Source organism: Vallitalea pronyensis (assembly GCF_018141445.1).
GTDB lineage: Bacteria > Bacillota > Clostridia > Lachnospirales > Vallitaleaceae > Vallitalea > Vallitalea pronyensis.
Map to the genome: position 1 here is coordinate 717682 of NZ_CP058649.1, position 21744 is coordinate 739425.

The following is a 21744-nucleotide window of genomic DNA, read 5'->3' on the forward strand; positions in this document are numbered from 1 at the left end:
ACATTATATAGTAAAATCTACTTAAATGTAGGACAATATGTGCTATAATGTTAGAATATTTAAGTTTAAGAAATACAAAAGTAAATACTATTCATAAAATTCACCAAGGTAAGGGGAGAAAGTATCATGCACATTAACTATAAAAGGGATAATCAATTAGAATATAAACAAAATATACGTAAAGGGTTGGTTGCTTACAATGAAACTTTTGTAAGTGATGAACTATCTGAGACTATTAACATTTATGTGTTTGATAGTGATAGATTGGTAGGAGGTTGCCATACAGAACTTGGATGGAATTGGGTGTATATAGAAGAACTATGCTATGCAAATCAAGAAATCTTGATAACCATGATGAATGAACTGTATAGAATTTTTAGAGAAAAATCAGAAGGCATTATAGTTGAATTTTATATGAACGAGCGTATTAAAGATTTTAAGGTGGCAGGCTTTGAAGTGCTTGGTATCCTTGAAGACAAGCCCATTGGATATGAGTCGCATACACTCATCAATAAAAAGATGACGGATGTACCAATCAATCATCATTACAAGCTTGAAATAGCAAATGAAAAACATGAAGTTTACACAAAAATAATAGAAGAACAAGTGAAGGCATACAATAAAAAACATAAGATAGATGATGCAAAAATAGAAATGGAGTTCGTGGCATGTGACCAAGAAATAGTTGTTGGTGGTGTATATGGTTATCTGATTCAGGATTATTTGTATGTATCTAGACTATGGGTAGATGAAGCTTATAGGGGGAATGATATTGCCACAAAACTTATGAATCTCATTGAAGATGAAGCAAAAGAAAAAGGCTATAAACATGCCTATTTAGGCACATGTACATTTCAAGCGAAAGGTTTTTACGAAAAGAGAGGCTATAAAGTGAAGATGATTGTTAGTAATTGTCCAAAGGGTTATGATGATTACACCATGGTTAAGAAAATTTAGTAGGTAGTTGTTATTTCATAAAATGTAGTCTTATACATGGGGCAAAAACCCAAAAATAAACTTTCTAATACCCCTCCACCATCATATATTATGAAATATCTATAAATAAATAGTAATGATCCTTGGATTAGTGAGGTGATTCTTATGATAAACACTACTAATAATGTTGAAGAAGTCAACAATAACAATATTGATGAATTAATACGGTTATTCAATGAAGATTACAAGAAACTCTATGCTTGTGCCTTTAGAATGGTTGGAAACCACGAAGATGCAGAGGAAGTACTGCAAAATGCTTTTTTAAAAGCGTATAAAAATATACATCAATTTAGAGGGAAGTCTAAACTCTATACATGGGTTTATCGTATTGTTTTAAATGAGGGCTATCGGTATTTTGAGTATATTGATAAATTACCTGTCGTTAATTTTTTGGTCGTATCGATTACTCCGAAAAGTATACTGAAAACTTAATTATTGATGAGATGAGAGAAAAGTGTTTGCAGGCTTTTTTGAAATGCATGCCACAAAAACAAAGAGCTTGCTTTTTACTGAAATCATGTTTACAACTAACGAATAATGACATTGGTGAAGTACTAGGTATATCCGAGGGAAATGTTAAGATAACGCTGCATAGAGGAAGGAAAAAGCTGCAAGAGTTATTTGAAATGCGATGTAACTTAATTGATCCTCAAAAGCCTTGCAAATGTCATTTATGGATAAAATTTATGAGGGATCATCAGCTTCAACTACCAAAAGGTTATGAACAACCTAAAGCAGACGCCCTTAAAAAAGAGCATTTTAGAAATTTATCTCTACTAAAAAAAATAGATTATCTATACACAGTTGAGGCTAAAATAAATAAAGATACTTTCATGGAACATCTAAAAAAAGTTGCAAAGATTTTGTAACCCTTTCATGCAATTGGGTGTCTAAAAGAGTGTGAAACCAATTAATAATCTTAAGGAGGACACTTAAAATGAAAGAAAAAATAGTTGGACCATGTGGTATTGATTGTTTTAACTGTGAAATGTACGAGGACAATGTAACAAAGACATTTCAAAAAAGGATATCTGCCTTGACAAATATACCGGCAGAAAAAATTGTCTGTAAAGGATGTGTAGATGGAAATCAATGCTTATTCTTGCACTTAGAAGGAAAGACCTGTAAAACACTTGCTTGTGCCAATGAAAAAGGGGTGGATTATTGCTATGAATGTGATATTTTCCCATGCGATTATCTAATGCCCCTTGCGGATAGAGCAGATAAATTTCCTCACAACATAAAACTATATAACTTATGTTTAATAAAGAGAATAGGTCTTGAAGCATGGAAGGAACAAGCAGCAGACATTAGAAAAGTATATTTTACTAAGAAATTGACTATTGGGGATGGTGGCAAAAAGACTACAGAGAAAAAAGATTAGAAATGAATACTAAAAATGAGTGTAGAATCAAGATTAGATCATATCTGTATGGATCATGAGATTTACAGAGGATCAATACAATAAGGATTAAATAATATAACTAAAATTGAGCAGGAGGATGAGGGTATGGATTTATATGAAACATCAGCTCTATTTAATCAAAACATGTCACAACAACAGCAACACAAGTTGATGAATTTTTATAAACAGGTATTTAAGGATTATCCGATAAAGACCATTCATGATTGTTCCATTGGAGCAGGAGGAACGACGTTACCTTTGGCTAAGCTTGGTTATAACCTATCGGGTTCTGATTTAAGTGAATCCTTATTGAATAAGGCAAAAGAAAATTTCAAAGCAGCTGGCTATGATATTGAACTTTATGTTTCTGATTTTAGAACGTTACATAGGGTGTTACCATTCACCTATGATTGCATCATGTCAACAGGTAATTCCCTGCCTCATATTAACAATGACGATATTAGAAATTTTGTAAAAAGTATATCCTGTAAGATCAATAAAAATGGACTATTTTTTATTGATCTTAGAAATTGGGATAAACTTTTAAAAGAAAGACCCATTTTTAATGCACGAGACCCATTGGTTATGTCTGAAAAGCAGCATACAAGTCTCTATCAGATATGGAATTGGCATGACGATCAATCCGTCGATTTTATTTTTGCCACATCAACAGATAAAAATGGTCAACATGAGAGTATATCCTTTACTCAAGCGCCACCTTACTATCCTTTAAGATATAAGGATTATAAAAAGATTTTAAACGATCATCATTTTGAAATAAAAGCTTGCTTTGACGTTGATTATTTATGGATGAGTGCCAAAAAACAAAACAATAGCGTACCAAAAGATTTCGAAAAAGATTTTTGGCAAATAAACTGGTATGCTATTCTTGCTCAAAAAGTTGCATGATGGATTTAATGCATACTCATTATAATAAACTCAAAATAAATCCATTGTGAACAAAGTTATTCAGTATGGCAATATCAACTGTTAAGATGCAAATTATACATGGAAACAATAAGGGGAATATAAAATGACTAGCATAAAAAAGATAAGTGTACTGTCAATAATCGTTATCATAAGCTTTTTATGTGTATGCTGTGATCATAACAATGAAGAAAGCATGACGTATGAAACTTACGCTAATGCTTATTACACCATTCAATACCCATCCTATTGGCTAACATCTGAAGTAGACGATACGGTAGTCTTTTCAAAAGCTGATAACCCATTCACCATGACCGTGAGGGCAGCTCGTTCTCATGGCAGTTATTTTCAAGAGAGTATTGATACAATTAAAGAAAATATGAAAGCTGAAGCATGTATTGTTGGTGGAAATAAGGGCTATAAATTTGAAGGGGAAGAGGATGATAATGTTTCCTATACGTTTTATTATGTACAGGAAAAAGATATGTATTTTGAAATTAAATTTGAATATCTTGTCGATGACGATGATGATTATAAATCCTTGATGGACCACATAAAAAACACCTTTACATTTAATGACTTTGCCACTGTGGACGCATTAAACCGTAGTCCAAAAGTGAATGGTAATAGAGATGCCCAGTGGTTGGCTGATATTGAATTTGTATTGGAAAAGCTGCCTCAATATCATAAAAATTTATTCTTTAAACAAGCAGAAGAAAAGTTTTTAGCTCATGGGAATCGAATTAAAGACAATATATCTTCACGAACAGATCATGAATTAATCGTTGAAATCAGTCGATGGATAGCTGCCATAGGTGATTCACATACATCATTTGTGTTTAATAGTGAAGGCTTATATCCTTTTAGATTTTATTATTTTAGCGATGGTGTTTATTTAGTAAACTCCTCGCCTGAATATCAAGCATATATTGGTCTAAAACTAAAGGGGATTAATGAGAAAAGCGTTGCAGATTTAATAAAGTTATTTCGACCGGTCATTTCTCATGAAAATGAATCTTGGTTTAAAATGAAATTTGCAAATTATATCGTTCTTACAGAAGTTCTAAATGGATTAAATATCACCCAGTCCCAAAGTGCGAATTTTATATTTATGTATAAAAATGGTCATGAAAAAAATGTTGAAGTTAAACCCACTCGATCGAAGATACAGCATAGAACAGCGGATAAATCTGAAAAAATGTTATATCTAAAAAATACGAATGAAAATTATTGGTATGAATTTTTAGAAGAAGAGAAACTAGTATACTTTCAATACAATCGATGTGAAAACATGGAGGAAATATCATTTTCAGTCTTTAATGAGGAACTTTTTAACTTTATTGATAGCCATTCTATTCATAAATTAGTGGTTGATTTAAGACATAATGTTGGAGGGTCATCCTATATATTGGACCCATTCTTTGCTGAACTTAAAAAAAGAAAAAGTTTAGACCAATCTAATCAATTATTTGTAATCATTGGAAGAGATACCTATTCCTCTGCCATATTAAATGCTGTAACTTTTAAGAATGAGACAAATGCCACCTTTATTGGAGAACCAACAGGGGGTAAACCGAATCACTATGGACAAGTTCAAATCATGGAGTTAAGTAACACCAATACTAAACTTCCTTACTCAACAAAATATTTTACACCTTCAAGGGAAGACACAGATTCCATTATGCCAGATATTCTTGTGGAACCTAACGCAGATGATTATTTTAACAACATCGATTCAGCTATGGTAAGAATATTAGACGTTAATGCGTTTGATTAAGGAATCTTATCAAAAGCTAAGAAGGATGGCGAATTCATATACTTTAAGAAAGAAATCTAAGTAGTGTGTGCAAATAGAGAGCTTATGTTTAAAAAATATTGCATATTAATAATAAAAGTTGTTGCAAGAATAAAAACAGTATACAATAGGATGTAAACGACATGATGTAAGAAAACCACTAAATACAAGTTAAGAAAGTTATGCGAGAATGGAGGAAGCAATATAATGAATGGCAAATTACGTTGGCTAGGGTTATCATTTGTTGAATTTACAACAGCTGATGGTAAAGTGATTTATTTTGATCCCTGGGTAAAAAGCAAAGGTAATCCATCCTGTTTGTTGGAAATTGACGATATAAAATCTGCAGATTTGGTTCTCGTTAGCCATGATCACGAAGATCATATTGGTTCGGCTTCTGATTTGTGTAAAAACACTGGGGCAATTTTAGGTGGACCAACGGAGACCATGTGGCGATTAATGGATGAAGGGTTACCAAAAGAATTGGTGTCGAATAGTGGTTCAGGGTATTTAGTAGGTGGTGGTATTGAAATGGATTGGGTAAAAGTTGTGGCAACGCCTGCTCATCATACCTCTAATACTTCTTGTGCCATTGGTCATATTGTAATAGCTGCTGATGGGACAACGCTCTATCATACGGGTGATACCAGTTTGACTGCTGAAATGGCTATCTATGCACACTTGTATCCATTAGATATAGTTCTTCTTCCAATAGGTGGTGGGGGTACCATGGACGCTCTACAAGCCGCTGAGGCGGTTCGGCTGATGAATCCTAAAAAGGTAATGCCTATGCACTTTGAATGGAATCCTGAACCATTGAAAGCTTTAGAAGAATTCATAGGGTTATGTACAATGAAAGCTCCGCAGGTGGAAATAATAAGACCCATTTCAAGTCAATATATAGATCTATAAGCCTGTTCTATTAATAGATTTGAAATGGGTTGCAGAATAAAACGAAATGGTAATAAACGGTTACGTTATAATCCTAATGATAACGAAGTAGTCTTGAAGCTTAATAATTTAACGAACAAAAAATAACCCTATCAATTGAGGTGAAAGGGTTATTTTCTTTGTCTGTTCTTTTTAATATATTAAGAAATATAGTTTAGTAAAATGTCTGGTTGATTTAATTGGACAGTTCAAAGAAATCCACATCAATCCATCCCCAATGTTTTCTGATCTCAATTGTATTATGACCAGCCTTCAAGTAGACCTGCCCCATATAAGCATCTGTGAAATGACTGGATTGGGGGAACGTTTTATTGCCTATGTTCGTACCATTCACATACACATAATTATATTTGACCCCATATGGTGAAGCATATCTGATTTTAAGTTGGCGGTTACCAGGAGATGAAACATTGACCGTTACCACTATGGAATCATTTGTATTATCTAGGTCTGTTACATATCCCGAACCAGAGTAGCCGGGTCGAGAGGTGCTGATGGTTGTGCCGTTTAAAATTCCGTTTTCTGCTTCTTTTTTAATGAGCTCTGAAGATGAACTATCAAAAACAGAACAGATCTTAGATGTTTGTTTAAGCCCATTATTGCCATGAACAACAATGTTACCCCATTCCGTCAATTGGCTTCCTGACCAATCTGTTGACATATCTAGATATTTCCATGTGTCCCCATTGCCATGCCATGACCATCCAATCCACCCAACACCTTTTTCCTGGCAGTAACGCATGATTGTTGCCTCGTCTACATCACCATCTGTATGCCTTAAACCAAATTCCCCAATACAAACTGCAAGGCCTTGGTTAAGAACCCCATCAATATTATGCTTGATGTCAGTAGCATTGCCACCAGCATATTCATACATATGTATTGAAAACATGGTGTTTTTTTCTGGGTCAGCATTAAAAACTTCTTTTCCTAGGTCGTGAACGGACTTAGGATATTGCCCCCATCCTGCACAGTCAATTAATAGCGTATGTTTTAGTTGGGCATTTCTAAGTCTTGGAATAGCTTGCTTATATCCGTTTGCCCATCCTTGGCTATCCCAAGTGCCGAACCATTCATTTGCAATGTTGATAATCACCCGATCTTCTTTCCCGACTAAAGCATCTTTCATGGCTATAAAATAATCTACAGCATTGGCTAATTTCGTATAATCATCGGAGCCTGTTGCATCATGCACTTCTAATACTGCAATGAGCTTATTTTTTTCACAAATTGACAATAGATTTTTTACAGTATCGATATCATCATAACTCCATCTATCCCCATTACTAAGAACGATTCTTACCGTATTAGCACCCAAATCTGCAATAGCTTTGATTGCGGTCTCTTCGTTTCCTTTCCACCAAGTATGAGCGTGATTAATCCCTCGCATCACAAAAGCTTGTCCATTTGCATCCAGCAATGTAGTCCCACTCACTTGAAAACCTTTAACAGCTGTAGCGCCATTTACGCTGAAACCTCCCATGGTATTTAACGCAAGCATCAATACGAAAAATAAAGTAAATACCTTTTTCAAATGTATGACCTCCTTTTTTTATTTGAAATGCTTTTGTGATGGATTTAGCAAGGGTTTATTTTACTGCTCTATAAATATTAAGAGCAGTCCCATGCCGTACTCCTTCCTTCGTAGCATCCTCACAAAAAATATTTCCTTAGTTAGTGACATATGAAACAGATAACCTGATATAAACTTATCGATTGCTTTACAAAAGCGAAGAAATACATGTTTTTTCAAGCGTTATTTATAATTGAACGTGTTTATACAATTATTTTTAAACATAAACCAATTGGAATATATATAGCATAAATTAAAAAACACGCTATTGTCAAGTAAAAAAGTACATTATTGGAAAATAATTTGACTAATCAATCTATATAAAATATTTTAATAAATAAAGTTAACGATTAAGTTACAAAACCTTAATTAAAAAAGCATTATCGTGTAGTAAGCTTAAGATATCATTTAATTACAGGAAATATAATAAACCTGATTATTTTATAGTATAATAAAATTACAATACACAAAGGAGGAACATTATGATTATTAAGTTTGTCACCATATATGTCAAAAACATGGAAATGTCATTACAGTTTTACAAAAAATTAGGGTTTACAGAGGTGCGTCGAATAGACCACATGGAAGGTATGTTAATGGTTTTTCTAAAAGATAGTGAAGAAGGGTTGATAGAACTCATCGAGAATAAGCATAATCCAGTATCGGATAAGCCTATCAAAGACTCAGTAGTTTCAATTGGTCTATCTGTAAAAGATATCCATCAAACCATCAAGACGTTAAAAGATAATGACATAGAACTCCACAAAGGACCAATAGAAGTACCAAGTGGTGAGATCATTGCATTCATAAAAGACCCTAATGGTGTTGAGATTGAATTTATTCAAGGGTTTAAGGCTTGACATTAACGTTATGTAAAGGTTTATACTCCTACTAGAGAGGTGAAGTGGTATGCTAAGAATAGGTGAAGCTGCAACAGCATGTGGGGTATCAAACAGAACCTTAAGGCATTGGGAGGCAGCAGGCTTACTAGAGAGTCATCGTATGGATAATGGCTACAGATATTTTGATAACAAAAACATGATGCGGATTAAGCAAATTATGCTGTTACGTAAGCTTCGTTTACCCATACAAGATATACAGCGTATCTTCGTAACAGGTGAACTTTCTATCGTCCTTGAGGTACTAACACGTCATGTGGAAGAAACCAATCAACAAGCGGATGAACTCAAGGCTTTAGGTGTAGTTCTAAAACGCCTAATTGAGATTGTTAAGTCAAAGCAGAGCTTAGAGAATGTCTTTCAATACCTGAATATCCCAGATCATGCTGCAGCTCTAGAATTGAGAAATGCACTTCAACGAATACTCTCAGAAAGGGAGAAAGCTATGCGTCAACATTCAAGTTATAGCAATAATGATATTAGGATTATTCATTTACCCAAGATGGTTGTTGCATCTTATTCTGTCGTGAGTGAAACACCTGAAAAAGATTGCAGGGATATGCTTCACACACTCGTATTGGAGCATGCATTGCATGAAAAGTCAGGTTTTAGGCACTTTGGTTTTGGGTTTAATGATGATAACAAGAACTATGGCTATGAAATGTGGGTAGTAATACCAGATGATTTTGAGGTTCAAGAGCCGTTAATCAAAAAGGTAGTTACACCAGGATTATATGCTGCGTTACCTGCTTATTTAACGATTATTGGAGAACGATGGGGTCAACTAAGTGATTGGGTTGAAGATAATGATACTTATAGGTTAGATTGGCGACCAGACGATAATCGTCATTATCTTGAGGAGTGCATGGATTATTTTACATTCCACGGAGAAGAAACCAGTGAATCACAAAAGCAACTTGATTTGTTGTATCCAATTGCTAAAATAAGCAAGGACAATCAGACAATAGAAGTGCATAGGACGTTAGAACCTAAGCGCGTCTTGTTGCCAGAAATCATGCTGGGAGGGTGCATATTTCCCCAGAAAGAAAACACCTTGCTATGGCATAAAAAAGTACCCTGGTATAAGCTGGCTCAGAACATATATCAGTCAGGAAAAGACTGGATGTCTCGAACAAAAGAAGGCAATAATACCTTTACTTTAGTTTATGGTGATGCGTCCTCTGACACGGCATTTTATGCGGATGGTAAAAGAGGTAAGGTTGATCAATGTTTTGCTGCTGTAGAGATGACAAAGTCCTTTGAGAGTTATCCGGGTGGGTTAGAAGAAAGAAAATTACCTGAGTTAGAATATCTGGTGTTTAGCACTTGGATATCACCAGAACATGTTGGCAATATAAAGCTAAAAAGTAAAGAGCTTTATATGGCTGCTTCAGAATATATTGCAAATCATCATTGCAAGGTTGACCCTCATTTCTGTCTTGAACGGGAGTATCGTAAAGATGGTAAAATGGTGGATAAAATCGAATTGTATGTTCCGCTTAGTCATGACAATGAGATAACTAATTATAGTCAATAAGAATACATGGACAATCCCTCTTAGACACAATAGAAGAAGGATTGTCCATTATTTTATAGGGGAAGAAAGCCATGATGGTTCCATAGGTTTTGGAACGTAAATCCTTTAATACTCATAAAAATAGCATCTTAAGAAATTCGTAAGAAATCCTTTAATAATCCGTTAAGCAATTCCAGTTTTTTTCAGGTAAACTGGATTAAAGAACAAAGATGATAGGAGGATTTTTTATGAAAAGAGTAATACGGATACTATGTTTTATATTGTTTATGTGCATCATTATTTTTATGATGGCAGGTCTTATAAAAGATAAGGAGCCTATAACACCTGGAGGGCAAGTACAACATCAGTCCACCTACGTTACCATGAAAGATGGAACAGAAATAGCTGTCAGGATTTCTCTTCCATATGACTTGCAAAAGAATGAAAAAGTACCCACAATCATGGAAAGTACGCGATATGGTACAAGGAATAAAAAGAGCTTTATACTCAATGCACTCATAAATTTAGGCATAGGGAAAGAGCCCCCATCTATTTTTTATGAAACACTTTTAAAGTCCAAGTATGCTTGTGTCAGAGTAGATGCAAGAGGTTCCGGTGCTTCTTATGGAACCAGAGCAATGGAGTGGTCTAAAGAAGAAATCGATGACATGGGTCAAATTATGGAATGGATTAAGCATCAACCATGGTCCAATGGAAAAGTAGGCACTTATGGTATATCCTATAGTGGCAATACAGCAGAATTGGCAATGGTGTCTAACCACCCAAGTTTACGTGCTGCTGCTCCCCTATACCCGGATTTTGACCCCATGGCTCAATCGGCCATACCAGGAGGTATATACAATGAGGTGCTCATTGAAGAATGGAGCGAATCCAATAAGGCCATGGATGCTAATGTCAAAGACCTTTTTAATGGAGGGGCTGCCCCTGTGGATGGTGATCAACAAGAAAAACGGTTGAAGGAAGCAATAAAAGGTCATCATACCATTGATATACATGCAGCCATTAAACATGTTTTATATTATGATGATACCTTAGTAGATGGCTATGAAGCAAGTTCTCTTGCACCCTATAATTACAAAGAAGCCATTCAAAAATCCAAAGTGCCCTTATATGTCCGTGTTGGGTGGCATGATGCGGCTACGGTCAATGGTGCCATTGAAAGATATTTGACCTATGATAATGACCATACCCTTATTATAGGACCTTGGAGTCATGGCGGCTGGCATTTTTATGACCCCTACATGGCAAATGCTTCAACCCAAAAAGAAATTATGGAAGAACGTAAGCACTTAGAAACCATTCAAACCAATGAGACTCTTTCATTTTTTGATACCTACCTTAAGGAAGAAGAGACAGATGTGACCATGCCTAAAAGGGAAATCAAGTATTATACCCTAGGCGAAGGGAAATGGAAAACCACAACCCATTGGCCGGTGGAGGGCTTTGACAATAAAAGATTGTATTTTAGTGATCATGACCGTTTAGACCAGCGTAAACCCGATAAAAGCAATGGAAAAGATACATACAACGTTGATTTCACTGCTTCGACGGGAAACAGTAATCGGTGGTTTACCAATATTGGTGGTGGTCCTATTAATTATCCAGACCGAGCAGAAGAAGACCAAAAGTTACTCACCTATACAAGTGAACCTTTAGAACAAGATATAGAAATCACCGGTGTACCTGTTGTCACCTTGAATCTGTCATCTACTGCTGCGGACGGGGCATTTTATGTCTATCTTGAAGACGTTGACCCAAGTGGTTCGGTGACGTACATCACAGAAGGACAGTTAAGAGGGCTTCACAGGAAGGTTACAGACGAGGATCTGGGCTATGTAAGAATAGGTCCCAACCATTCCTTCTTAAGAAAGGATGGGGAACTACTCTCACCTGGAGAAAACACAGAACTTAAGATAGGTATGATTGCCACATCGGTGTTCATAAAGAAAGGGCATCGCATACGCATAGCTATAGCTGGTCATGATGCAGCCAATTTTGCAAGAATCCCCGATAATCATGAAGAAGTGATACTTCATGTACAACGAAATAGCAGACTGGCATCTTATGTGGAACTGCCTATGAAAATAAGGAAATAGTGGGTATTTCATTAATGTGATAAAACTATTTTTTATGGGTTAACCATGCTATAATCATAGACATAATGGTATGTTCTGAAAGGATAGTGACATGAATAATTATAATATTTTAATCATTGATGACGATGTAGCCATCATAGAATTAATGGAAATATATCTGTCCAATGAAGGTTATAACATCTACACAGCATTGAATGGTACAGATGGGTTAAAAATTTTACAGGAACAAGCCATTCATCTTGTGGTCTTGGATATCATGATGCCTGGAATAGATGGGTTGGAAACTTGCCAAAAAATAAGACAGCATCATACCATACCCATTATCATGTTAAGTTCTAAATCAGAAGACATGGATAAGATATTAGGTTTGGGTATTGGTGCGGATGATTATATGGTCAAGCCATTTAACCCTATGGAACTCATTGCAAGAATCAAATCCCAATTAAGGCGGTATATCTATTTTAACACCCCACATCAAAAAGAACATGGAGATAACCTGATCCATATAAAAGGTTTAGTATTGAATAAAAACAACCATGGTGTAACGGTATATGACGAAGCCATTAACCTGACACCCACGGAGTACAAGATACTTCTTCTTCTAGCAAGTCATCCAGGAACTGTTTTTAGTGCAGAAGCTATTTTTGAAAAGGTTTGGCAAGAGAAATATTATGAATCCAATAATACAGTCATGGTTCATATTTGGCGGCTTAGAGAGAAAATTGAAGATAATCCAAAAGAACCAAAATTTATTGAAACGGTTTGGGGGGTGGGCTATAAAATTGAAAATGAAAGGTAATGCCATTAAAACCAAGTTAGTATTAGCCATTTTTAAGAGTGCAGGTTTGGCAGGCATATGCATGATATTTTTAGGCATTCTCTTCATTATTGCATCCAGCTCCTTGCGTTTTTCTATATTTTTTCATCAACACTTTTTAGCCTTTATGGTGTTGTTTTTTTGTATGTTTGTTGTGCTCACCCTTGTCTTTTTTCTATTATCAATACGTGATGGGTTACAGTATCTAGAAGAAATAACCACCACCCTAGAGGTCATTTCCCGAGGTGATTTAGATATCCACATACCAGAGAGAACATCAGATGAACTGGGGAAGATGGCTAGGACGGTTAATGTGATGGCAAGAAAACTAAAAGGTGCTATTGAAGAAGAACGGAGATTGGAAAAGACCAAAAATGATCTGATCACCAACATATCCCATGATCTAAGAACACCCCTTACATCAACACTAGGATACTTGGAATTAATACGTAGCAATACACCTGACCAAGAGTCAAATCTTTGGCGATATACAAACATTGCACTTGGAAAATGTAAGGACTTAAAAAACCTAATTGACCAACTCTTTGAGTATTCAAAGCTGCATCATACGAAGATGACAATGCATCAAGTAAGCATAAGCATAGGCGAGTTGTTAGAGCAGGTTATCATAGGCTTTATACCTGCTCTCCAAGAAGTCAATATGACATACAGGCTATCTTTTGCCGATGAGAAGCTCATGGTTGATGTAGACCCTTTACTGTTAACAAGAGTCTTTGATAATCTGATGGATAACGCCATCCGTTATGGAAAAGATGGTGAGTATTTAGATGTTGAGCTGATAAAAGAGGATCAACAGGCTGTCATTCACATCATGAACTATGGGAATTCCATAGCCCAGGCAGATTTACCCTATGTATTCCAACGGTTTTATCAAGTTGGTCAAAGGTCAGCAGACACTCAGCATTCGGGGTTAGGTCTAGCTATTGTCAAACGTATCATGGATATGCATCATGGGACGGTCGAAGCTTTTAGCATGAACAATAAAACCGTATTTGAAGTCAGGCTAAACCTAAGTTAAAGGATGAAAAGATTACTCATGAAAAGCACCCTTTAGGAATAATGATGTTAAGGGGGTGTTATTCATGAATAAGAAATTTTACCGAGTGGGGTTACGGATAGTTGTGTTGACCATCGTGATACTATATGGGTATCAAATGGCACGAGTTTCCTATGCAACAGGATTAGAAAATAAACCAGATGAAGAAAACATGGTGGATGTTGAAGACGATACCATTGATGATGAAGGCCAAAATATAGTTGAAGAGGATGAACCATCAGAGCTTGAAGGCACTGTATTACCAGATGCTATACAGTGTAACGACATGTTAGCAGAAGAGATACACAAACTTAAGATTTTTAATAAACGTGGCAAGGTGTTAAAAGTTGGTGAAAAAGGAGATTTAGTTAAGTCCTTGCATATGCTGTTGAAATGGCTTCATTATGATGTGGATGAGACATCGTCTCTATTTAGTGCACAAACAGAAGCTGCCGTCATCAAGTTTCAACAAGACCATAGCATGAAAGGGACAGGTATTGTTGATAAGCTGGCATATATTCGATTAAATGATTACCTGCATCATAGCCGGATGGCATATGACTACATGGATTATGATGTGAAGATAGGACCTACAGAAGATTATTGGATCATTATTAATAAAACAACCAATGTATTACAGTTGTATAAAGGTAAAAACCGATTACGTGTTTATCGGGTAGCTACAGGGCGATACCCATCCTATACGCCAGAGGGTCAGTTTAAAATAGCCAATAAGCTAGTGAATGCAGCTTGGAAAGATGTACCAGGTGGTGTAGCTACAAATCCCTTAGGTTCAAGATGGATGGGGCTAACGATTGGCAATCATACCACCTATGGTATACACGGATGTGGCAGACCTGAGAGCATAGGCACTTATGCCAGTGCTGGTTGCATTCGTATGTACAATTTTCAAGTGGAAGAGTTATACGACTTAGTTCCCGTCCATACACCTGTTTGGATTGGCACAACGGACAAAATAGAAGCATGGGTTAAGGCATTACATAAGACCCATGAAGCCATACTAAAAAAACAAGAAGAATCTAAGATGGCATTCTACGAAGACCTAATGCCCTTATTACTTGAACCCTATGTTCATGAAGCATTAATACAGTATTATGGAGAAGTTACACCCTCAAGAACCGTAGACATCATCCGTATAGAGCATAAAGAACAGCACAAGGGCTGTCTAACAATCATTCTTGAGGTAATGCTTCATAATGAGATGCAGGTTGGGGTAGAAAAAGAGTACCTTATCACAACCATTGATTTACTTAACAATAAGCAGGAAGTTGCTCATTATGAGCTTTAATATATAGATGGCAATAGGATACTGCCTATTGCTGTCCTACCTGACCTCATGTATAATCTAAAGGAGTAGGTCACCCTCATATAATGGGTGATACGATATATTGAGGAAGGTATCATGATGACTGAGAAAGAAAGGTATTTACCCTATTTATCCGGTACAGGAATGGCATTAATATTTGGATTTTCATTCTTATTCACAAAAGAAGCCCTAGATGCCATTCATCCATTTCATTTGTTAGGATTTAGGTTTGGTATTGCAGCGATGCTTTTATTGGTTTTAAAGTTAGTGAAAGTCATACGGGTGGATTATAAAGGAAAAGATGTACGTAAATTGATAGCAATAGCTTTGACACAACCTGTTGCCTACTTTATCTTTGAGATTTCTGGTATTAAGCTAACCAATTCTTCTGAAGCTGGCATGATGATTGCTCTCATACCTGTTGTGGTCACCGTACTGGCGGTTATATTTTTAAAAGAGTTCCCTAAGAAGATACAAGTATTCTTTATTGGGCTATCGGTAACAGGCGCAATGTTTATTATTATCATGAAGAGCAGTGAAATCGGTTCAAGTGCCACAGGCATCATTGTTCTTTTGTTAGCCGTACTATGTGCATCCATCTTTAATATACTATCCCGAAAGTTTTCCTCGGATTTTAGACCCGTAGACATTACTTTTGCCATGATGTGGATTGGTGCTATTGTCTTTAATGGAATAGCTGTTATTCAACATATACAAAATGGTCAGCTAGGGCATTATTTTGCACCTTTATCCAATCCTAAAGTTATCTCTGCAGTGGTTTATTTGGGTATATTATCCTCCATCGTGGCCTTTTTTCTAGTGAATTATACGTTGTCCAAGATTGAAGCTTCTCGGTCTGCTGTTTTTGCAAATCTATCCAGTGTCACATCCATCGTAGCCGGGGTCCTCATCAGAAATGAACCCTTTTCATGGTATCAGATGATTGGTGCTTTGATGATTCTGTTAGGTGTCTGGGGAACAAATTACTATGGGAGTCAATCAAAAAAGCGTAGAATGGTTAAGAAGCAACCCTTATTTGCAAGTGCCCTAAATAAAAAAAGATAGGAAGCAGCATATGAATCTCTATTGCCAGTTAATTAATCAAGCCATCCATTACATAGAAGAACATATTCATGCACCATTAACCCTTGAAGATATGTCAAAAATGCTATGTGTATCCCCGTTTCACTTTAACCGCATGTTTAAAACCGTTGTTGGGAAAACACTTAAGCAATATATCTTAGGCAGAAAACTCACATTGGCCTATGACCACTTAGTGGCACATAATGATTCGGTCATTGATGTTGCCTATGATTTTGGGTTTCAATACCCTGAGGTCTTTAGTCGTGCGTTTAAAAAGCATTTTGGTATACCGCCTTCTAGGTCCAGACAGTCAAAAATAAACACCCATTTGGTTGAAAAGGCAACCGTTGTGGACAGGCATATCATCAATTATAAGGGGGATTTAACCCTAAAAGGAAGTTGTGAATATATAGAAGGGATACATTTAGAAGGTATAGCTCTGGACGTTGATATAAACGATGTTCAATGTGAGCAGCACATGCGGTCTACAGGAGCAGCTTTTTTAGAGGAATCCAAAGTTGCAGCTTCTCTTAATCACGACACATTCTACACCGTCGTTCATTGTCATGGAAAGGATAATGGTATGTATACGGTATTCTATGGCAAAGAAAAGAAGGGTCACGGTGATTCATTGGGATATCAGCCACGTCTTGTACCAGAAGGATGGTATGCCAGGTTTCATTATGATGGGGATATGTTTCAGATAAGAGAAACATTCCTTGATGATCTCTACAAATGGATCATGATACAAGAGATTGAACTGCATGCTAATGGTGTGGGTATGGTGAACATCTATGGCAGAGACTACACCCATACAGGCAAGGTTCACATGTTGGTTCCCATTAAGAAGCCTTAAAGACAGCAAGAAAAATCATGAAGACAAACGATGAAATAGCTAATATGGTATTGACAGATGACAATCTGTTGATGGTGTATCAGCTATTTTTTAGTATAGAAAAGTATGGGGTTGAAAACACACGTAAACATGTGAAAGGAGATGTTATCATGATTGATTTAACAGGGAAAGTTGCCATTGTGACAGGAGCAAGCAGGGGAGTGGGAAAAGGGATAGCTAGAGGTCTTGGGGAATTTGGTGCTACGGTATATGTTACCGGACGTACGGAAAAAGGTGAACATTTGCCAGCATTCTTAAAAGAGACCAGCATCTATCAAACAGCAGAAGAGGTGACCAGCCTTGGTGGTGTTGGTATAGCGTATCGGTGTAATCATGCCATAGATGAAGAAGTAGAGGCACTGTTTACACATGTTATGGAAGAACAGGGTAAGGTGGATATACTGGTGAATAATGCTTGGGGTGGTGGTATACATGCATGGCAAGCTTATTTTTTTCATACACCTTTTTGGGAACAACCCATAACATTATGGGATGATAACTATCAAGTTGGTGTCCGATCAAATTATGTGGCAAGTCGATGTGCTGCCAAAATCATGGCAGAGCAAAAAAGCGGTATTATCATTAATGTGTCATTCTATGGTGGGAGAAACTATTTAAACAACGTAGCATATGGGGTATGTAAGGCTTCAGTGGACAGATTATCTGCTGATATGGCATATGAATTAAAAGACCACCATGTACCTGTTTTCTCATTGTATCCTGGGCAGGTAAGGACGGAAGGCATGATTGAATTTGCCAAACACAACGAAGCCATAGATATTGGTGCCATGGAATCGCCTCAATTTGTAGGCAGATGCATTGCTTATGTGGCCAATGATCATGAAGCCATCAAAGATACTGGTAAAATACTGATAACAGCAGAGATTGCCCAGCACTATGGTTTTACAGATGTTGACGGTAAGCAGCCGAAATCATTAAAAGCAGCGTTATGGTAAGTCACTAAAATCCTTTCTGGAACATATAGTATAGCAGAAAGGAGACATGCTCATGATACCGACAAAAAGACATCATGGACATAAGGGTTTAACCATTATGACATGGAACATTTATTTTGGGGCAGACCTTACACCCCTCATAAATACCACACCAGAAGAAGTTCCAGAAGCTGTAACAGAAGTGTTTAACCAAGTTGTCCAGACGGACTTTCCAGCTCGAGCAAAAGCCATAGCAAAACAAATTTGTCTAGCAGACCCTGACTTAATTGGTCTTCAAGAGGTAGCATTATGGACGGTTCAATCAGCCGCATCCACTCAGATTATCAGCTTTTTAAAAACATTATTAAAAGAGCTGAGAAGAAGAGGGTTATACTATGGGGTCATAGCGGTGAATAAAAATTTCAGAAACCAGTTGCCCAGTAGTACAGGGGACATCGTTGGCTTATTGGACCGGGATGTGATTCTTGCAAAATGTCATACACCCATGATGCTATCCAATATTCAAGAACATCATTACCAAACCAATTTAGTTGTACCTGTTGGAAACGAACCATTTACAATCTTAAGAGGCTGGTCATCTGTGGATATTCATTTATGCCATGAAAAGTTTCGACTGGTGAATACACACTTAGAAAGTGAATCCCAGGATATTCGCTTTGCTCAAGCAAAAGAATTAATCAAACGTGCTGGTGACACCAATCTTCCGCTGGTATTGATAGGGGATTATAATACCAATGCAGAAGGTACAGCGTCACCTACCTATGATATGTTGATTAAAAAGGGCTTCACAGATGCCTGGCAGGTAGCAGGACAAGGCTCAGGTTTTACAGCTGCACAAGCAAGAGATTTATTAAATAAAGTCTCAACCCTAAGTGAGAGAATTGATCTCATACTGTATAATAAGGGCTTTTGTGTATGTAGAATTAACACCATTGGTAATAAGCAGCGAAATAGGACACCTAATGGTTTATGGCCATCGGATCATGCGGGTGTTGTAGCGACGCTCATCTTATAGGAAAAACCACTTTTTACATGACAGGAATTACGGACATCCCCTTTTATATCTTAAGAATATATATTATAATAATTCTAAGAAGCATATGTGAGGAGATTAAGTCATGAAGAAAAACAATATTTATCGAGAAGCAAGAGAAAAATACAATGATGCCCACAACAATCCTCTTAATCGAGAAGAAGCAGCTGTTAAACTACATATCAGTGGAGCAACATTAGGTCGTTATGAGACAGATGAGAGTGCACCCAGTCCAGAAGTGGTGTATGCCATGAGTAAGGTCTATGAAAACCCCGTACTTAGGCGAAAACATTGTTCAGAAGGCTGCCTTATTGGTAAAACCGATCATCCCTATAGTGCACCCAAAACCCTTTTTGAATCTGGCTATGGTTTGATTAATGCCAATAAAGCCCTTGACTCGTTTAAAAATGAGCTTTTTGAGGTGTTGGCTGATGGTAAGGTTGATAAAGAAGAGATCATTCGGCTCCGTGAAATCATACCACAGATTAAAAAGGTACAGAAGTTACTAAGTGATATTGAAATAGAGATAGAAAAACACTCCCTAAAATATGATATTGATGATTAATCTTTCTATATATGCTATATTTGACCAATCGATTTATCAAAGATGAGTTGATGCTATTGTCAGATGTAGCATTTATGTTATTGAGAAGTACACGTCCATTGCTCTATAATAATGGTATGAGGAACATCTATTGTATGAAGGTCATTAAAGGTCACAAGCATTCAATAGATAGCGTATGTTGGATACAAGCTAGGCAATCGTTCATGTGGATAACATACATCATGAGATGAGGGAGGTATTTCATGAAACATACTATATTAGGAGCAATAGCTGGTGCTATCGTGACGTTTTTGTTAGCACTGGTCATATTACCAGTACTTAGTATCAAATTTACAGGATTGTTGATCCTGATTATCGCCTTTGCAATCGTTATGATTGGGGTAGGTTATGCCACACAATACAAAAAAGTTGTGACACAGCTACCAGGTAAAATTGGTGGTGCCCTGATTATATTGGCAGTTGTTTATCTGATTATTGGGTTCATTTCATCCTCTGCCATGTTTAGAGCAGGTACAAAACAGAAAATGCTGCATGTAGAGGAAGTTGTATTTGACGAATCGGTTCCCAATGTGGATATGGAAAATCTTATTATATGGGATGAGTCAGATGCCATCAAATTCGGAGAGAAACTCATTACAGAAAAAGACGCATCACTGGGTTCTACTTATGCAATATCCAAAGAATACGGGACACTATCTGTCATTGATGATAAACCCTATTGGTTGTTTCCACTGGAACATGACAGTTTCTTCAAGTACCTTAAGAATAAAACCATCCCAGGCTACATAAAGGTCAATGCCACAACAGGTGATGCCCAATTTATTGAGAAAGAATACCGTGTAGCACCATCTGCTTATTTTGGAAACGACCTTAAGCGGGTGATCTATGCTCAGCATAAGGATATCGGTCTTACAGATTACTCCTTTGAAGAAGATGCAAATGGCAATCCACAATGGGTGGTGACAGCTTATACGCACAAGACAGGTCTTTCTACAACAGAGGTCACAGGGGTTGTTGTTGTTAACCCAATCAATAAGGATGTCACTTATTTTGAAAAGGGAAAACAGCCAGAATGGATAGACAGAGTGGCTTCCAAACATGTATTTCGAGAACATCTAGAAGCTTGGGGAAAATACACCAACGGTTGGTGGAATCCTTCAGATAAAGGTAAGTTAAAAAGTACAGATGGTATTGGATATGTGTTTAAAGAAGGCAATATCTATTTTTACACAGGGATTACGTCCTATGGTGGCGATGAAGCTACCACAGGCTTTATTATATATAATCCTCGAACTTGCAGGGCCTATTACAATCGCATCTCAGGCTCAACAGAGCAAAAAGCTATGGGTCTTATGGAAGAGCTTGTTCAAAATGCAGGCTATGCAGCAAAATACCCATATCTTATTAATATCAATGGCGAAGCAACCTACCTATCTACCTTAAAAGGTAAGAGTGGTAACGTTGTTGGATATGCGTTATGTTCCGTTAAGAATTATCGTGCAGTAGCATGGGGCAAGACATTAAGAGAAGCCCAAACAGAATATAACCGTATTTTAATCACCGAAGGAAGTGCTACCAATACGTTAAGTGATCAATACAATACCCTAGAAAAAAGTATGGGTACAGTATCCAGAGTAGGTGCATTAAAAGATGGTTATTTCCTAGTGAAGATTGAGAACCTTAATACTTTATTCGTTGTCTCAGCTGACCAATACCCCTCCATTGCCATTACGGATAAAGGGGACCGAGTAGAGGTATCTTACATCAAAACAGAGGAGACAGTTAAAATAGATGCCATTGAGTTTATCAACACATCCATTCAATAATAAGGG

Annotated in this window: 20 protein-coding genes; 19 read left to right on the forward strand and 1 reads right to left on the reverse strand. The window is 36.8% G+C overall.

Going from position 1 to position 21744, the window contains the following annotated elements:
• Positions 1 to 126 precede the first annotated feature (126 nt).
• The 7 genes from HZI73_RS02960 (at position 127) to HZI73_RS02990 (ending at position 6035) form a co-directional block, all read left to right on the forward strand.
• Positions 127 to 957, forward strand: coding sequence for a GNAT family N-acetyltransferase (locus tag HZI73_RS02960; protein WP_212696773.1), 831 nt, complete (start codon positions 127 to 129; stop codon positions 955 to 957).
• Between the two features lie 144 nt (positions 958 to 1101).
• The gene (locus HZI73_RS02965; protein WP_212696774.1) at positions 1102 to 1428 is read left to right on the forward strand and encodes an RNA polymerase sigma factor; all 327 of its coding nucleotides are present in this window, start codon (positions 1102 to 1104) and stop codon (positions 1426 to 1428) included.
• Positions 1429 to 1439: 11 nt separating this feature from the next.
• Complete coding sequence (locus HZI73_RS02970) at positions 1440 to 1865, forward strand: RNA polymerase sigma factor (protein WP_281418855.1); 426 nt, start codon at positions 1440 to 1442, stop codon at positions 1863 to 1865.
• A 68-nt stretch (positions 1866 to 1933) separates the two neighbouring features.
• Entirely contained in the window at positions 1934 to 2380 is a 447-nt protein-coding gene (locus HZI73_RS02975) for a DUF3795 domain-containing protein (RefSeq protein ID WP_212696776.1), read from the forward strand.
• Positions 2381 to 2506: 126 nt separating this feature from the next.
• Entirely contained in the window at positions 2507 to 3310 is an 804-nt protein-coding gene (locus tag HZI73_RS02980) for a class I SAM-dependent methyltransferase (RefSeq protein WP_212696777.1), read from the forward strand.
• A 124-nt stretch (positions 3311 to 3434) separates the two neighbouring features.
• A complete protein-coding gene (locus HZI73_RS02985) occupies positions 3435 to 5105 on the forward strand; it encodes a S41 family peptidase (RefSeq protein WP_212696778.1) in 1671 nt (556 codons plus the stop codon).
• 225 nt (positions 5106 to 5330) lie between these two features.
• On the forward strand, positions 5331 to 6035 hold the full coding sequence (locus HZI73_RS02990) for an MBL fold metallo-hydrolase (protein ID WP_212696779.1): 705 nt from the start codon (positions 5331 to 5333) through the stop codon (positions 6033 to 6035).
• 214 nt (positions 6036 to 6249) lie between these two features.
• On the opposite strand, the gene HZI73_RS02995 is transcribed toward HZI73_RS02990, so the two are convergent.
• A complete protein-coding gene (locus HZI73_RS02995) occupies positions 6250 to 7608 on the reverse strand; it encodes a cellulase family glycosylhydrolase (protein ID WP_246552335.1) in 1359 nt (452 codons plus the stop codon).
• A gap of 521 nt (positions 7609 to 8129) precedes the next feature.
• Between HZI73_RS02995 and HZI73_RS03000 the strand changes: the two genes are divergently transcribed.
• The 12 genes from HZI73_RS03000 to HZI73_RS03055 all read left to right on the forward strand — a co-directional run bounded on the left by HZI73_RS03000 (position 8130) and on the right by HZI73_RS03055 (position 21738).
• Entirely contained in the window at positions 8130 to 8507 is a 378-nt protein-coding gene (locus tag HZI73_RS03000) for a VOC family protein (RefSeq protein WP_212696780.1), read from the forward strand.
• A 49-nt stretch (positions 8508 to 8556) separates the two neighbouring features.
• Positions 8557 to 10083 (forward strand): MerR family transcriptional regulator, encoded by a 1527-nt coding sequence (locus HZI73_RS03005; RefSeq protein ID WP_212696781.1) that lies wholly within the window; start codon positions 8557 to 8559, stop codon positions 10081 to 10083.
• Between the two features lie 227 nt (positions 10084 to 10310).
• Complete coding sequence (locus HZI73_RS03010; protein ID WP_212696782.1) at positions 10311 to 12179, forward strand: CocE/NonD family hydrolase; 1869 nt, start codon at positions 10311 to 10313, stop codon at positions 12177 to 12179.
• 91 nt (positions 12180 to 12270) lie between these two features.
• Positions 12271 to 12978, forward strand: a complete 708-nt coding sequence (locus HZI73_RS03015) for a response regulator transcription factor (protein WP_212696783.1) — start codon at positions 12271 to 12273, stop codon at positions 12976 to 12978.
• The gene (locus HZI73_RS03020) at positions 12968 to 14035 is read left to right on the forward strand and encodes a sensor histidine kinase (protein ID WP_246552515.1); all 1068 of its coding nucleotides are present in this window, start codon (positions 12968 to 12970) and stop codon (positions 14033 to 14035) included. Before HZI73_RS03015 ends, HZI73_RS03020 begins: the two co-directional genes overlap by 11 nt.
• Positions 14036 to 14099: 64 nt before the next feature.
• Positions 14100 to 15362 carry a L,D-transpeptidase family protein gene (locus tag HZI73_RS03025; protein ID WP_212696785.1) on the forward strand — a complete coding sequence of 421 codons (1263 nt, stop codon included), beginning with the start codon at positions 14100 to 14102 and terminating at the stop codon, positions 15360 to 15362.
• 114 nt (positions 15363 to 15476) lie between these two features.
• Entirely contained in the window at positions 15477 to 16445 is a 969-nt protein-coding gene (locus tag HZI73_RS03030; RefSeq protein WP_212696786.1) for a DMT family transporter, read from the forward strand.
• Positions 16446 to 16455: 10 nt separating this feature from the next.
• A complete protein-coding gene (locus tag HZI73_RS03035; protein WP_212696787.1) occupies positions 16456 to 17319 on the forward strand; it encodes a helix-turn-helix domain-containing protein in 864 nt (287 codons plus the stop codon).
• 17 nt (positions 17320 to 17336) lie between these two features.
• Positions 17337 to 18314, forward strand: coding sequence for an SDR family NAD(P)-dependent oxidoreductase (locus HZI73_RS03040; RefSeq protein ID WP_212696788.1), 978 nt, complete (start codon positions 17337 to 17339; stop codon positions 18312 to 18314).
• Positions 18315 to 18366: 52 nt separating this feature from the next.
• Positions 18367 to 19329 (forward strand): endonuclease/exonuclease/phosphatase family protein, encoded by a 963-nt coding sequence (locus tag HZI73_RS03045; protein WP_212696789.1) that lies wholly within the window; start codon positions 18367 to 18369, stop codon positions 19327 to 19329.
• A 103-nt stretch (positions 19330 to 19432) separates the two neighbouring features.
• A complete protein-coding gene (locus tag HZI73_RS03050; protein ID WP_212696790.1) occupies positions 19433 to 19912 on the forward strand; it encodes a helix-turn-helix domain-containing protein in 480 nt (159 codons plus the stop codon).
• A 242-nt stretch (positions 19913 to 20154) separates the two neighbouring features.
• The gene (locus HZI73_RS03055; RefSeq protein WP_212696791.1) at positions 20155 to 21738 is read left to right on the forward strand and encodes a YybS family protein; all 1584 of its coding nucleotides are present in this window, start codon (positions 20155 to 20157) and stop codon (positions 21736 to 21738) included.
• Positions 21739 to 21744 lie beyond the last annotated feature (6 nt).